This window comes from Aequorivita aurantiaca, from assembly GCF_030410135.1.
In the GTDB taxonomy this organism is placed as follows: domain Bacteria; phylum Bacteroidota; class Bacteroidia; order Flavobacteriales; family Flavobacteriaceae; genus Aequorivita; species Aequorivita aurantiaca.
Map to the genome: position 1 here is coordinate 55,791 of NZ_JAUGQQ010000001.1, position 13,680 is coordinate 69,470.

The window sequence follows — 13,680 nt, forward strand, 5'->3', positions numbered from 1 at the left end:
AAATAAATATAGACGGGTTTATTTTTTAAATTTTAATCTGCTTTAGTCCCGGCTTCCCAGAAATACAGAAATGAAGTATAACAAAGTAGCCAACGATCCAAGGGCGGCAACTACATAAGTTCGGGCTGCCCATTTTAATGCATCTTTCGCCCCGTCGTGTTCCTGTGGAGTTACCATATTGTTGGTTTCCAACCATACAAGCGCGCGCTTACTGGCGTCAAATTCTACGGGTAAGGTAATGAAAGCAAATGCAGTGGTTACGGCAAACAATAAAATTCCAATTCCAAAAATCCAGCTTCCAAAAGCAGAACCCGTTGCGAAAAGAATAATTCCCGCCATAATTACAAAGTTGGAAAGTTTACTTGAAACACTCACCGCCGGCACAATCGTTGAACGCAATTTCAACCAACTGTAAGCCGTGGCATGCTGCACCGCGTGACCGCATTCGTGTGCAGCTACCGCCGCGGCCGCCGCATTTCTTTGCATGTAAACAGGCTCGCTCAAATTCACCGTTTTCTTTGTTGGATCATAATGATCCGTCAATTGTCCGGGAACAGAAATTACCTGAACATCGGTTATTCCATTATCCGCCAACATTTTTTCGGCAATCTCCTTTCCGCTCATTCCATTTTGAAGATGGATTTTGCTGTATTCCTTAAATTTACTTTTTAATTTACGGCTAACGTACCAACTCACCAAAAAGATAATTCCTGCAATTATATAGTATCCAATCATTTTTTTATGCCCGCGAAGGCGGGTATCTTTTAATTAAACGTATTATTTCTATTTTCTAAAATTTCAAAATATGCATTTCTAACATAACAAAAACTATGCTAATATAAAGAGATTCCCGCCTTCGCGGGAATTTAACCCACAATATTCACGATTTTTCCGGGGACGATTATTACCTTTTTCGGTGTTCTTCCCTCTAAATACTGGGTTGTTTTCTCGTGTGCCATTACGGCAGATTCTATTTCATCCTGGGTTAAATCCAATGGAAGTTCTAAGGTAAAACGCATTTTTCCGTTAAAGGAAATTGGATATTCCTTTGTGTTTTCCACCAAAAATTTCTGTTCAAACTTAGGGAAAGGCGCTATGGAAATACTTTCCGAATGCCCCAATTTTTCCCAAAGTTCCTCTGCAATGTGCGGTGCATAGGGAGAAATAAGAATTGCCAAGGGTTCTAAAACCTCTCGCGAATTGCACTTTTGTGCCGAAAGTTCGTTCACCGCAATCATAAAAGATGAAACCGACGTATTGAAACTGAAATGCTCAATGTCTTCCTGCGTTTTTTTGATGGTTTTATGAAGCGTTTTCAAACTGTCCTTCGAAGCCGAATCATCCGAAACAAAGAAATTTTCATTTTCACCCGAATGATATAATTTCCAAAGTTTTTTGAGGAAGCCGTGCACGCCCGTAATTCCGGCGGTGTTCCATGGTTTTGCCTGTTCCAATGGCCCGAGGAACATTTCGTACATTCTTAAAGTATCGGCGCCGTATTGGTTGCAAATATCATCTGGATTTACCACGTTGTATTTGCTTTTGGACATTTTTTCTACTTCTCGGGAAACTTTGAAATCACCACCATCTGTAGTGATAAAAGTGGCATCTTTATATTGGATATCATTTTTTGCAATCAATTCAGTGTCTAAATTATTGTGAATGTCTACAAACTCAATTGAAACGTGGCTTTTAAAATAATTATAAAGCGTAATATCCACTTTACCTTTCAAACCAATTTTTTCTATTCGTTCGTAAAGAGGCCTTCTAAAATATTGATTGAGATTATTTGCAATTTCTTCATGTTTCCTTTCTTCATCGTTTTGTGGTTTAAGGTATCTCTTCCTGAAATATTTCACTAAATCATAGGATATACACACATCCTCAACTATTTGGAGAGAATCTCTTAATTCTTCAAACTTAATCTCTTCTTCCTTTGAAAAACTAATATCTCGACCAACGTATTTTCCGAGTTTTACGCCTAATCTATTTACAAACGCACTCTCCCCCAAAATCATCCCTTGGTTTATCAGTTTTTTAAATGGTTCTTCCACAGGAACAAAACCGCGGTCGTGCATAAATTTTACCCAAAAACGGCTGTACAATAAATGTCCGGTGGCATGCTCACTTCCGCCAATGTACAGATCCACATTTTTCCAATAGCTCAACGCTTCTTTTGAAGCAAAAACTTCGTCACGCTTTTCACTTTCCATATAACGGAAAAAGTACCAACTACTTCCCGCCCAACCCGGCATAGTGTTTAATTCAAGAGGAAACACAGTTTCATTATCAATCAACTGACAACTGACAACCGACAACTGTTTTTCATCCCAAGCCCAATTATCGGCGCGGCCCAACGGCGGTTCGCCCTCTTCGGTGGGCAGATATTTTTCAACATCGGGAAGGCGCAACGGCAAACATTCCGTGGGGATTGCGTGCGGCATACCGTCTTTGTAATAAATCGGGAACGGCTCGCCCCAATAGCGCTGCCGGCTGAAAACCGCATCGCGCAAACGGTAATTTATCTTTCCTTTTCCAATGCCTTTTTCTTCCAAAGCGGAAATTATTTTTTCCATCGCTTCGAAATAGTTCAATCCATTTAAAAAATCACTATTCGCAATGATTGTATTTTCCTTATCGGAATAGGCTTCCGCAGAAATATCGATATCTTTATAAATATTCGGAATCGGCAAATCGAAGTGTTTCGCAAATTCATAATCGCGCTGATCGCCGCAGGGAACGCTCATAACCGCGCCCGTTCCGTAGCCCGCCAAAACGTAATCGCCAATCCAAATTGGCAGTGGCTCTTTTGTAAAAGGATGCTCGGCATAAGCCCCGGTGAAAACGCCCGTGATTGTTTTTACATCGGCCATTCGCTCGCGTTCGCTTCGTTTTGCGGTTGCTTCAATATAATTTTCAACGGCTCTTTTTTGTTCCGAAGTAGTAATTTTTGAAACCAAATCGTGCTCGGGTGCGAGCGTCATAAAACTTACCCCGAAGATTGTGTCGGGGCGTGTTGTAAAAACTGGGATTTCAAGTGATGAGTTATGAGTTATGAGTGATGAATTTTCACCGTCTCTTCCTAACTCTGAACTCATAACTCTGAACTTAACCGTCGCGCCTTTGCTTCGTCCAATCCAATTGGTCTGCGAATCCTTCAAGGGTTGCGGCCAATCTATTTCGTTCAATCCGTCCAATAAACGCTGGGCGTATGCGGTGATTCGCATGCTCCACTGCTTCATTTTTTTTCGGACTACGGGATAGCCGCCGCGTTCGGAAACGCCGTTTACTATTTCGTCGTTCGCCAAAACGGTCCCGAGTTGCGGGCACCAGTTTACTTCGGTTTCGGCCAAATAGGTCAATCTATATTTTAAAAGAATTTCCTGTTTTTTTGATTCAGAAAATTCCAGCCATTCAAAAGCCGTGAAATGTTCAATTCCCTCGTCGGAAACCGCGTTTACGTGAACATTTCCTTCCGAAGAAAAAATGGCGCGAAGCTCTTCAATGGTACGCGCTTTGTCCAAATCCTTATCGTACCAACTTTCAAAAAGTTGCAGAAAAATCCACTGCGTCCATCGGTAATATTCTGGGTTTGACGTGCGCACTTCGCGACTCCAATCGAATGAAAAGCCTAATTTATCCAATTGTTCACGGTAACGGGCAATATTTTCCTCAGTAGTTTTTGCCGGATGTTGCCCGGTTTGGATTGCATATTGTTCCGCCGGAAGTCCGAAGGAATCATAGCCCTGCGGATGCAAAACATTAAAACCTTGGTGGCGTTTGTAACGCGCATAAATATCACTGGCAATATAACCGAGCGGATGCCCAACGTGCAGGCCTGCGCCGGACGGATAGGGAAACATATCCAAAACATAATATTTGGGTTTTTCGCTGGTATTATCGGCTTTAAACGTTTGGTTTTTGGCCCAATATTTTTGCCATTTTTCTTCTATATCGTTGAAGTGATATTTGCCCATCTTCGTATTTTTCTTTTGAATTTATTCCCAATCGGGGAAACAGCCGCAAATTTAAGGTTTATTGCAGAAGTAAAACCTTATAATTTAAAAATTTGGGTGCAAAAGGTTTCCGGAATACAGTACCCAAATCATGGAGAGGATTGCAGAAATATTGATAAAGATTCCAAACAGTTTCATTTGCTTCAAAGTGTAAGGTCTGTTTTTGAAAAAAATGAAAATATCCAAAATTAGCCAGAGTGAAAATGCTGCCAAAAATCCGGCCATAACCAAATCATCAAACCAAAATTTGAGTATGTATACTTCAAAAAGAAGAATTGAAAGCATTAATAACTTCGCCTTTTTTCGACCAATAATTACGGCTGTCGTTTTCTTTTTGGCCAATATATCCGGTTCAATATCCATAATTTCGCCGGCTATGTGTGCCTGAAATGCAAATAATGTTAGGTATAAAAAAGTCTGCCACGGGAGCATTTCCAAATCGTTCAGCGTAATGCTGAACAGCGCCGTAAAAACATAGCCCGCTTGAATTAAAATTTCAAAAGGCGGACGCTCTTTCAGCCGAAACGGTTTATAGTTATAAATAATATTGATAACGACCATAAACAGTAGCAGAATAAAAAGTTCACTGCCGCCCACGTACGCGAAAAATGCCAAAAAAGGAATTATTACCAAGCAAATGTGCCACGGAACATTGGTTAATTTCTTTTTACTATACTTTGCTCCGAATAGGAAATTTCCCTTTCTCGGGTTCAGCGAATCTGCTTTGCCGTCAGTAAAGTCATTTAAGCCATAGACCAAGAAATTCAAAGGAAAGGAAACAAAAAAGAGACCAATCCAAAAAAACGGTTTTTCCCAGAAATCGGATGCTATTTGAAAAGGAACCAAATAAATCCAAATTGTTGGAAACCAAAGTCCCGGACGGGAAATTTTTAGGGATTGCAGCAGGTGTTTGATGATACGAATAAAATTTAAAGGCGCTCCAAATTTAATGGAATTATAACAAATTGGAAACTTTAGTCGTTGTTTTACACAAGATGCAAAATTACTTGTATTTTTACGGCAAAATTCGGCAAACACTATGAGTTCCTCTTTTGAAAAATATCAAAAACGCAGACTGATTTCTTCCTATTTTTCGGTAGTTATAAGTATTTCATTGGTGCTCTTTTTGTTGGGTTTACTGGGATTGCTTGTGCTGAATTCAAAAAAAGTAGCCGATTATTTTAAAGAGCAAATTGCAATCACCGTTTTTCTAAAGGATACTGCGAAGGAAGTGGAAATTACTCAGTTAAAACAAAGTCTCGCCCTAGCGGAATATACAAAAAGTGCGGAATTTGTTTCAAAGGAACAAGCGGCTGAGGAACATCAACAAACGCTGGGTGAGAATTTTATTGAATATTTAGGTGAAAATCCACTTCAAAACAGCATTGATGTTTATGTTTTGGCAGACTACGTGACGCCGCAAAAAATGGAGGAAATAACCACGGAGCTGAAAAACAAGGATTTTGTGGATGATGTTATTTACGACAAACCCTTAATTGCGCAGCTCACCGAAAACGTGCAGCGCATCAGTTTTTGGGTGTTGGTAATCAGCGGAATTTTTACCTTCATTGCCGTATTGCTCATAAACAGCAGCATTCGGTTGAGTATTTACGCGAAAAGGTTTACTATTAAAACTATGCAAATGGTGGGTGCCACAAAAAAATTCATCCGCCAACCCTTTGTTTGGAAAAGTGTTCGCTTGGGAATAATTGGCGCCATTGTCGCAATGCTCGGGATGGGAATAGTTTTGTATTATCTTAACCAAAGTTTCCCACAATTACAATTGTTGAGCGACCCGGTGCTGTTGGCCATCCTCTTTTTATTTATCTTTCTAATGGGCGTTTTAATAACTTGGATAAGCACATTTATTGCCACCCAACGTTTTTTAAATTTACGGACGGATGATTTGTATTATTAACGCAGGACTATATTTAGTTTGAGACAATTAATTTTTGAATAAATACTTCACAAAACCTGAAACATATAGCAATGGGCGAGAAAAAAAGAAAAGAAGATTACAAACCGGATTTTGTTTTTGAAAGAAAAAACTACAAATTCATGCTCATTGGAGTGGCCTTTATTGCCTTAGGATTCATTTTGATGACCGGTGGCGGAAGCGATGATCCCAATGTTTTTAATCCAGAAATATACAATTGGAGGCGAATACGCCTTGCGCCTGCACTGGTTTTGCTCGGTTTTGCCATTGAAGTGTATGCCATTTTGTTGAAGCCAGAAAACAAAGAAGAAAATTAGTGGATTATATAGATGCCATAATCCTGGGAATTATTCAAGGTTTTACTGAATTTTTACCCGTTTCCTCCAGCGGCCATCTTGAAATTGGAAAAGCAATTTTGGGAGACACCTCCGTGCCGCAGGAAAGTTTACTTTTTACGGTAATCCTTCACTTTGCCACTGCGCTGAGCACTCTTGTGGTTTTTAGAAAAGACATTATCCAGATTTTTGGCGGCATTTTAAAATTTCAATGGAATGAGGAAACGCAATTTGCCGTCAAAATTATTCTTTCCATGATTCCCGCGGTTTTTCTCGGATTGTTTTTTGAAGAAGAATTGGAATCATTTTTTGGCGGTAGTTTGGCATTCGTGGGATCAATGCTTATTGTAACCGCCGTTTTATTATGGTTCGCAGACCGTGCAAAAAACACGGGAAAAGCAGTAACCTTAAAAGATTCCATAATTATAGGCGTTGCCCAGGCCATTGCCATGTTGCCCGGCATTTCGCGTAGTGGCGCAACAATTTCAACTTCGGTTTTATTGGGAAATGATAGAACTAAAGCTGCCCGCTTTTCCTTTTTGATGGTTGTGCCTTTAATATTCGGAAAAATTGCAAAGGATCTTTTAAGTGGTGAAATTTCCACTCAAAATACGCAATTGGGCGTTATGGGCGTAGGTTTTGTCGCTGCCTTTATTTGTGGCCTGATTGCTTGTACCTGGATGATTTCGCTCGTCAGAAAAAGTAAGCTTTGGTATTTTTCAGTTTATTGCCTGCTCGTGGGTATTATCGCCATCATTTCTAGCTTCTACGTGTAATGACTGCTGAGGATTTCAAAGAAGGCCAAGTTATTTTGATTGACAAACCATTGGAATGGACTTCTTTTCAAGCGGTGAACAAAGTTAGATGGCTGATAAGAAAATCCTTCGGAATAAAAAAAATAAAAGTGGGCCATGCCGGCACGCTTGACCCTTTGGCAACGGGACTTTTGATTATCTGCACCGGAAAATTCACAAAAAAAATTGACACTTTCCAAGCGCAGGAAAAGGAATATACCGGAACCTTTACTTTTGGCGCAACCACTCCGAGCTACGATTTAGAAACCGAAATTGATCAAACTTTTGACATTTCAGAAATCACTTCCAATAGAATACACGAGGCAACAAAGCAGTTTGTTGGTGAAATAGATCAACAACCGCCCATTTTCTCGGCTTTAAAAAAGGATGGAAAACGATTGTACGAATTTGCACGTGGCGGGGAAGAAGTAGAAATTCCATTTCGAAAAATTACGATTTCAGAATTTGAGATAACCACAATAGAAATGCCCAATGTTAGTTTCAGGGTTGTTTGCAGCAAGGGCACGTATATTCGCTCATTGGCGCATGATTTTGGAAAAGTATTGAATAATGGCGCCCATCTTACAGCCTTACGAAGAACCCGAATCGGAAACTATTCAATAGAAAATGCAGTGAGTGTTGAAGCCTTTGAAACTTCGCTCCCGAGTTAAAATAACGCTAATACCAACTTAATTTTCAGCAGTTTTGTGGAATTTTGCGCAAAAATTCGGTACTTGCAACTATGAATTTTAATTATTCATACAGAGCTTTTATTATTACCTCACTGCTAACGGGCATCTTGGTTTTATTTCTTTTTAGCGTAAAACTCTCAAGAGAAACAGTTGAAACCAATGAAGAAACTTATGACGTGGTGATGGCGCCGGAAGAGTTGCTCCCCGAAGATTTGGCCATTGTCGAATTAACGCCCGAAGTGGTAAAAGTGGAAACGAATCGCGCCTACAACGAAGCTGAAAAATTTATTTCCTCCGTAGAAAACGAGGATGAACTTACCGAAACCACCGAAGGCAAACTTGAGGAAATGAGCGAGGCTATGGAAAATTCAAAGAACGATAATGGCAACGGCACCTCCATAACCACAAAGCCGGTTAAAGAGAAAAAGAAAAAATCTTCCAATAGTGAAACTGCCAAGGACGGCGCAGCGGTCGTGAAGAGCGGCAATAGAAATACTACAATTAGCTATCAGTTAGTAAACCGAAAAGATATTGATCTTCCGAACCCCGTTTACACCTGTTACGGTTCGGGGAAGGTTGTTATAAATGTGGAAGTGGACCATCTGGGGAAAGTGGTAAAAAATTCATATAATAAAACTGCCTCTACCACCTCCAATGAGTGTTTGATTGATGCCGCTTTGGAATATTCTTCGCAATCGAGGTTCAATACTGACGCTTCAAAAAGCAGGCAGTTGGGCACAATTACTTTTAATTTTCCTGGGCAGCAGTAAAATTAGTGTGCAGTGGTCAGTTGTTCAGTAAAAAAACAATATTTTTCTGAGAAATACTTTGGAATAAATAATAAAAAATAACAACAAAAAATAAAAATGGTTTCAGAGAAAAAACGCTGTGGGTGGTGCGGAACTGATCCGCTTTATGTGAAATATCACGATGAGGAATGGGGCGTACCGGTGAAGGACGATAAAAAGATGTTTGAATTTCTTCTTTTGGAAACCTTCCAGGCGGGGTTGAGTTGGATAACCATTTTGCGAAAACGCGAAAATTTTAAACTCGCTTTTGATAATTTCGACTATAAAAAAATTGCGAAATACGACCAAGCCAAAATTGATTCCCTACTCCAGAATGAAGGTATAATTCGCAATAAATTAAAGGTACATTCCGCGGTTAATAATGCAATACATTTTATGGAAATCCAGAAGGAATTTGGCAGTTTTACCAACTATATCTGGAATTTTGTAAACCATAAACCCATCATAAATACTTGGAGTAGCCATAAAGACGCTCCGGCCACCAGCAAAGAAAGTGATGCCCTGAGTAAAGACTTGAAAAAGCGAGGCTTCAAATTTGTGGGCAGTACGGTGGTTTATGCACATATGCAAGCCACCGGAATGGTGAACGATCATATAGAGAGTTGCTTTCGTTTTCGGCAGGTGTGAACCCTTAAAAAAGCTTGCCGATCGATTTATCCGAATTGGCCACCGCCACCGCCTTTAAGGTTTGATTATATTGATGGGCTATTTCAGGATCCGTATTATTTTCTACGGAAAATAATCTCTGAAACCACGCTAAGGCCTTGCCATAGTCGCTTTTAAAATAATAAGCGGTTGCCAATTTTTTATAAATGAATGGAGTGCCGTATCCTTCCTTTACCACTTGCTCATAAACACGAACTACATCAATATCTTTATTGACGTCAGTTTTGCGAACAATAGTTTGGGAAAAAGAGGAGGAAATTACACTGAAAAATAATAGCAAGGTAAGCAGGTTAAACTTTTTATTCATGGGGAAAACAGAATTTTACGAATAGCATTTTACAATGAATGAGGCTATGCTATAGGTTCGTTTTGAACGCAAAACTTTAAAATTGACAATATATTGCCGCTACCTACATTTTTTAACAATTAGACCTCAATATGTTTTTTGTTTCCATTATAACTTTATAACCTTTCTATGAATTTTCCCGAATTCACCTTCAAAGGAAACTAACAGGGTGCCTTGCCAGTTTTGGTTAAGATCCAACGTTATTTTTCCATCGCCGCTCTCAACAATCGCTTCATATAATTTTTGGCCAAGGAGGTTATGAATTTTTACTGAAACTTCACCTTGAATGGCATTCATTTTAAATGATACTTTTCCGCTAGTAGGATTGGGAAAGGCCGCTGAAATATGTTTCTGCGCCCATTCCTCCACAGAAAGCGTTTCCACTTGAATGGTCCAATATCCTTCCGGTGCTACAATTGGTCGGTTTATTTCTTTGCCCGAAAAGGATTTCGCCCAAAGGTAATATTCTATATTGTTAGTATTTGGGATAGTCAAATCTGCGGTCCAATAATCAGAATTAGTTGGCTCCATTACAATTTCATTGTACGTAGTTTCACCTTCTTCCCTCCAAAAAACTTTGGCCTGCTCTATTAACGAAATATGTTTTATTAATGCCTCGATGGTTACTGTACTGCCGGCATTTGCCTCATCAATAGGCTGATGTACGATCCAAAGTGGTTCCGAAACCCCTATTGTGTGCGTAATACAATGAATGGCACCCGATGAACTTATTAAATTTTCACCCGGATTATCCACGTCTATCCCAACAACATTATATCCTGGCAGGAGTTCCTGATATTTAGCAAGTGCCGGGCCATCAACAGCTGGCCGATAGATAGGAACCATTATAGTTTTGTTTACAAAAATTGCATTGCTATAGGTATTATACGGGCCGCCCGTGTCGGGATAATTTCCGCCCACACTTGGTGGGGCATCAATCCATTCAATATTATAAGGAGTTCCAAAAGGTGATTCAAAATTGTCCAAAACATATTGGATGTTTGCCTCAATCTGAGGGCCATCGGCTACTCCCGTGGGATATTTGCTCACTAAAATAGTTTCTTCGTCCAACAATTTCATATGCATATCTATGTGATGGATTAGGTCATAAGGAAGTGTTTCCATCTTTATATAGCGGTTAATCCCCATATATTCCTGCATTATTCCATCTATTTGTGCTTCCGTTTTTACACTTACGCCATACGGGTTTCCGGCAGCGTTTTCGTCCAAGACTAATTTTGATGCAAAGGCATTTCCCAAACCATCACTCATATAATTTCCACCGGTGTTCACCAAATCATTCGTACCGGAATTGGTCACGTAAATTGGTATTCCAGCCTGCGTAGCGTGCGCAGTGGGCATTACATCATCACTTGGCCTGGGGCGATTGTAAATCCAATCCGAAAGCGCTAGCTCTCCCACATCGTCAGAGTATATGGTATTTCCCGCATAATCCCTAATCCAAATACTGTTCCACGGCGCGTTCATGAAAATAACATTGGTAAGGTCCACCCCATTTGTAGTAAGGTAGTTAGAAACCGAGGCTTGATTTTGTGTGGTAATAATTACCTTACATTCCTGCACGCCCGCCTGTACAATTTGCCGGAGAATGATGGGATAGGCAGGGTTCCATGTAACCAAAAGATATTCCACTTCTTCCCATTCAGCGGCAGCACGAACGGGGCCCGAGGGCGGTGGGCTGTATCGTGTACTGGTAAACTGAAAATCCGAAATGAGTCCTTTCTCAGTTTCCGTTAAATAATGCGGAAGATTAGGTTTTTCCTGTGAAATGGCAACTGTCGTCTGCAAAGCCACCAATAATACCAAAAGGTATTTTGTGTAGTTATTTTTCATCTAATTAGGGAATTGTATAATACGAAGATATGTTTTTATATTTTTTCGCTGCTAATTATTAGTTAGATTAATTTCAGAAGAAATTTTTAAACCGGAAACCCAAAAGAAATTTACGCTTTAAGCATTCGTAAAAACGCCGTTCTCCTTACCTCTTCAGCGCCCAAGCTTTCCAAATGGTCGTTATAGATTTGACAATCAATAAATTTATAATTGTGTGCTTTTGCATATTCCGATAGATGGTAAAAAGCCACTTTTGAGGCGTCGCTCACAAGGCTGAACATACTCTCGCCGCAAAACACTTTTTTATTTGGAAGATTGACGCCGTAAAGTCCGCCAACCAATTCATCGTTTTCCCAAACCTCAACGGAAACAGCGTGTCCGTCTTTGTGTAAATTTAAATAGGCATTTTGCATTTCTGCTGTAATCCATGTTCCGGCCTGCCCTTTTCTCGGGACCGTTGCGCAATTTTGAATGACTTCGGAAAAATTAAGGTTGAAGGTAATTTTGAATTTTCCATTATTTAGAATTTTCCGAAGACTTTTTGAAACCTTAAATTTTTCTGGAAACAAAACCATTCGCGGGTCGGGGCTCCACCAAAGCAGGGGCTGATCAGCCTCAAACCACGGGAAGATTCCGGAATTATACGCGAGCAACAAGCGCTCCACGGAAAGATTGCCGCCAATGGCGAGCAAACCATCCGAAGTGGTTTCTTCCGGTTTCGGAAACCAAATTTTTTCGGTTAGAAAATGCATTGGTCAAAATTCATCAAATTTTTCGCATAAAAAAAGACCCCGGAGCCTGATTCGATTCCGGGGTCTTAAAAGGTCTAATCTTAAGTTTGGCCTAGATGTTATTTAAAAGGGAAGATCGTCATGTTCCTCTTCGTTAAAATCATTTGCCGGCTCGAATGCCTCAACTGGCGGCATTGGTGGCATTGTACCATTGCCCCCTGCCTGCGATAGATTTTCCACGCGCCAACCTTGAATGCTGTTGAAATATTTGGTTTCGCCCTGAGGGTTCACCCATTCCCGACCGCGAACGTTGATGCTTACTTTCACGTCCTGCCCTACTTTAAAATTGTTCAGCAAATCGGTTTTGTCCTGTACAAATTCAATCAAAATATGTTGTGGATACTGCTCTTCAGTGGTAATTACCAATTCGCGCTTCCTAAACCCATTGTTTCCGTAGGTTTTGGTTTCATCTATCATTTTAATTTTTCCTTGTAATTCCATCGTTTTATTATTTATTATCCATTGCTATTATTTATTTCGAGACTATTGATGCCAATGATACTGTTACTGGCCACTGAACACGGATTACCGCTTATAAAGCAGCACCTTCCATGCTTCCTCAATTTTTCCATCGCAAAGAAACTCTTGTGCCTTTCTGTGGATTGCTTCTGAATTATTTGAGGAAATTATCTTTTTTAGTTCTTTCGAAGCATCGATAAAGATATTGATTTCTTCCGAATTTGGAAAATTTTCTACGTTACCCAACATTCCCAAATCATTCCCCGTCAATACTTTGCTCTGCCGGATTTCCTGAGGCAGTGAATCTATGCCCATACCCAATGTTGTTAATGGTTTTGGCACCTCAAAAAGTCCTGCTTTTGCGCGGCAGTACCAATTGCCTCCAAGCCTTGCCACGGTGTCAATTTTATGTGGATCGATGCTTCCATCTTCACTTAAAATTTCTTCTTTGATGTGAATTTTAACAACCTCGCAGATTACCAAATTTCCTGCGCCGCCTTCTTTTCCGAGGGATATAACTTCGTTCACTTTACATTCCAATTGCACTGGAGCTTGGGCCACGCGTGGAGGTTTAACTATTTCCGAAGCCAATTCACTAAAACCCGCTTTTTTAAATTCATTTACGTCTTTTGCGTATTCGGTTGAGGCAAGCGAAACCTGCTGTACCATTTCATAACTCACAATGTTTATAACCACTTCGGGCACTTCCAAAACATTTTCATAGGTATGTTTGGTAGTATTGTCGCGCCCGCGCCGAGCCGGGGAAAAAACCAGAATGGGTGGCCGTGCGCTAAATACATTGAAAAAACTAAACGGCGAAAGGTTTACATTTCCTGCCGCGTCCGTCGTACTTGCGAAACAGATTGGCCTTGGTGCAACTGCTCCCAAAAGATAGCCGTGCAGTTTCCCGGTAGAAAGTTCGTGTGGTTCAAAAGAAATCATTGCCTGCAAATGTACCCAAAGATTATAGCTTGTAAAAACA

The 13,680-nt window shown here is 40.2% G+C and carries 14 protein-coding genes; 6 read left to right on the forward strand and 8 right to left on the reverse strand.

Going from position 1 to position 13,680, the window contains the following annotated elements; genetic code table 11:
• Positions 1-42 precede the first annotated feature (42 nt).
• From QRD02_RS00325 to QRD02_RS00335, 3 genes are all read right to left on the reverse strand, one after another.
• Positions 43-735 carry a zinc metallopeptidase gene (locus tag QRD02_RS00325; RefSeq protein WP_290252898.1) on the reverse strand — a complete coding sequence of 231 codons (693 nt, stop codon included), beginning with the start codon at positions 733-735 and terminating at the stop codon, positions 43-45.
• Positions 736-866: 131 nt separating this feature from the next.
• On the reverse strand, positions 867-3,977 hold the full coding sequence (locus QRD02_RS00330; RefSeq protein WP_290252899.1) for a leucine--tRNA ligase: 3,111 nt from the start codon (positions 3,975-3,977) through the stop codon (positions 867-869).
• Between the two features lie 84 nt (positions 3,978-4,061).
• Positions 4,062-5,054 carry a UbiA family prenyltransferase gene (locus tag QRD02_RS00335; RefSeq protein ID WP_290252900.1) on the reverse strand — a complete coding sequence of 331 codons (993 nt, stop codon included), beginning with the start codon at positions 5,052-5,054 and terminating at the stop codon, positions 4,062-4,064.
• A 1-nt stretch (position 5,055) separates the two neighbouring features.
• On the opposite strand from QRD02_RS00335, the gene QRD02_RS00340 reads away from it, so the two are divergent.
• From QRD02_RS00340 to QRD02_RS00365, 6 genes are all read left to right on the forward strand, one after another.
• On the forward strand, positions 5,056-5,934 hold the full coding sequence (locus tag QRD02_RS00340) for a cell division protein FtsX (protein WP_290252901.1): 879 nt from the start codon (positions 5,056-5,058) through the stop codon (positions 5,932-5,934).
• 71 nt (positions 5,935-6,005) lie between these two features.
• Positions 6,006-6,269 carry a DUF3098 domain-containing protein gene (locus tag QRD02_RS00345; RefSeq protein ID WP_290252902.1) on the forward strand — a complete coding sequence of 88 codons (264 nt, stop codon included), beginning with the start codon at positions 6,006-6,008 and terminating at the stop codon, positions 6,267-6,269.
• The gene (locus QRD02_RS00350; RefSeq protein WP_290252903.1) at positions 6,269-7,063 is read left to right on the forward strand and encodes an undecaprenyl-diphosphate phosphatase; all 795 of its coding nucleotides are present in this window, start codon (positions 6,269-6,271) and stop codon (positions 7,061-7,063) included. Before QRD02_RS00345 ends, QRD02_RS00350 begins: the two co-directional genes overlap by 1 nt.
• Positions 7,063-7,752 carry a tRNA pseudouridine(55) synthase TruB gene (gene truB, locus QRD02_RS00355; RefSeq protein WP_290252904.1) on the forward strand — a complete coding sequence of 230 codons (690 nt, stop codon included), beginning with the start codon at positions 7,063-7,065 and terminating at the stop codon, positions 7,750-7,752. Before QRD02_RS00350 ends, truB begins: the two co-directional genes overlap by 1 nt.
• A 71-nt stretch (positions 7,753-7,823) precedes the next feature.
• Positions 7,824-8,543: a hypothetical protein gene (locus tag QRD02_RS00360; protein ID WP_290252905.1), complete on the forward strand. Its 720-nt coding sequence runs from the start codon at positions 7,824-7,826 to the stop codon at positions 8,541-8,543.
• Positions 8,544-8,639: 96 nt separating this feature from the next.
• Complete coding sequence (locus QRD02_RS00365; protein WP_290252906.1) at positions 8,640-9,209, forward strand: DNA-3-methyladenine glycosylase I; 570 nt, start codon at positions 8,640-8,642, stop codon at positions 9,207-9,209.
• A 4-nt stretch (positions 9,210-9,213) separates the two neighbouring features.
• On the opposite strand, the gene QRD02_RS00370 is transcribed toward QRD02_RS00365, so the two are convergent.
• From QRD02_RS00370 to QRD02_RS00390, 5 genes are all read right to left on the reverse strand, one after another.
• A complete protein-coding gene (locus tag QRD02_RS00370) occupies positions 9,214-9,555 on the reverse strand; it encodes a hypothetical protein (RefSeq protein WP_290252907.1) in 342 nt (113 codons plus the stop codon).
• A 147-nt stretch (positions 9,556-9,702) separates the two neighbouring features.
• Entirely contained in the window at positions 9,703-11,448 is a 1,746-nt protein-coding gene (locus QRD02_RS00375) for an agmatine deiminase family protein (RefSeq protein ID WP_290252909.1), read from the reverse strand.
• Between the two features lie 110 nt (positions 11,449-11,558).
• Complete coding sequence (aat, locus tag QRD02_RS00380; RefSeq protein ID WP_290252910.1) at positions 11,559-12,200, reverse strand: leucyl/phenylalanyl-tRNA--protein transferase; 642 nt, start codon at positions 12,198-12,200, stop codon at positions 11,559-11,561.
• A 102-nt stretch (positions 12,201-12,302) separates the two neighbouring features.
• The gene (locus QRD02_RS00385) at positions 12,303-12,680 is read right to left on the reverse strand and encodes a DUF3127 domain-containing protein (RefSeq protein ID WP_290252911.1); all 378 of its coding nucleotides are present in this window, start codon (positions 12,678-12,680) and stop codon (positions 12,303-12,305) included.
• A gap of 84 nt (positions 12,681-12,764) precedes the next feature.
• Positions 12,765-13,640, reverse strand: coding sequence for a flavin reductase family protein (locus QRD02_RS00390; protein ID WP_290253476.1), 876 nt, complete (start codon positions 13,638-13,640; stop codon positions 12,765-12,767).
• Between the last annotated feature and the right edge of the window lie 40 nt (positions 13,641-13,680).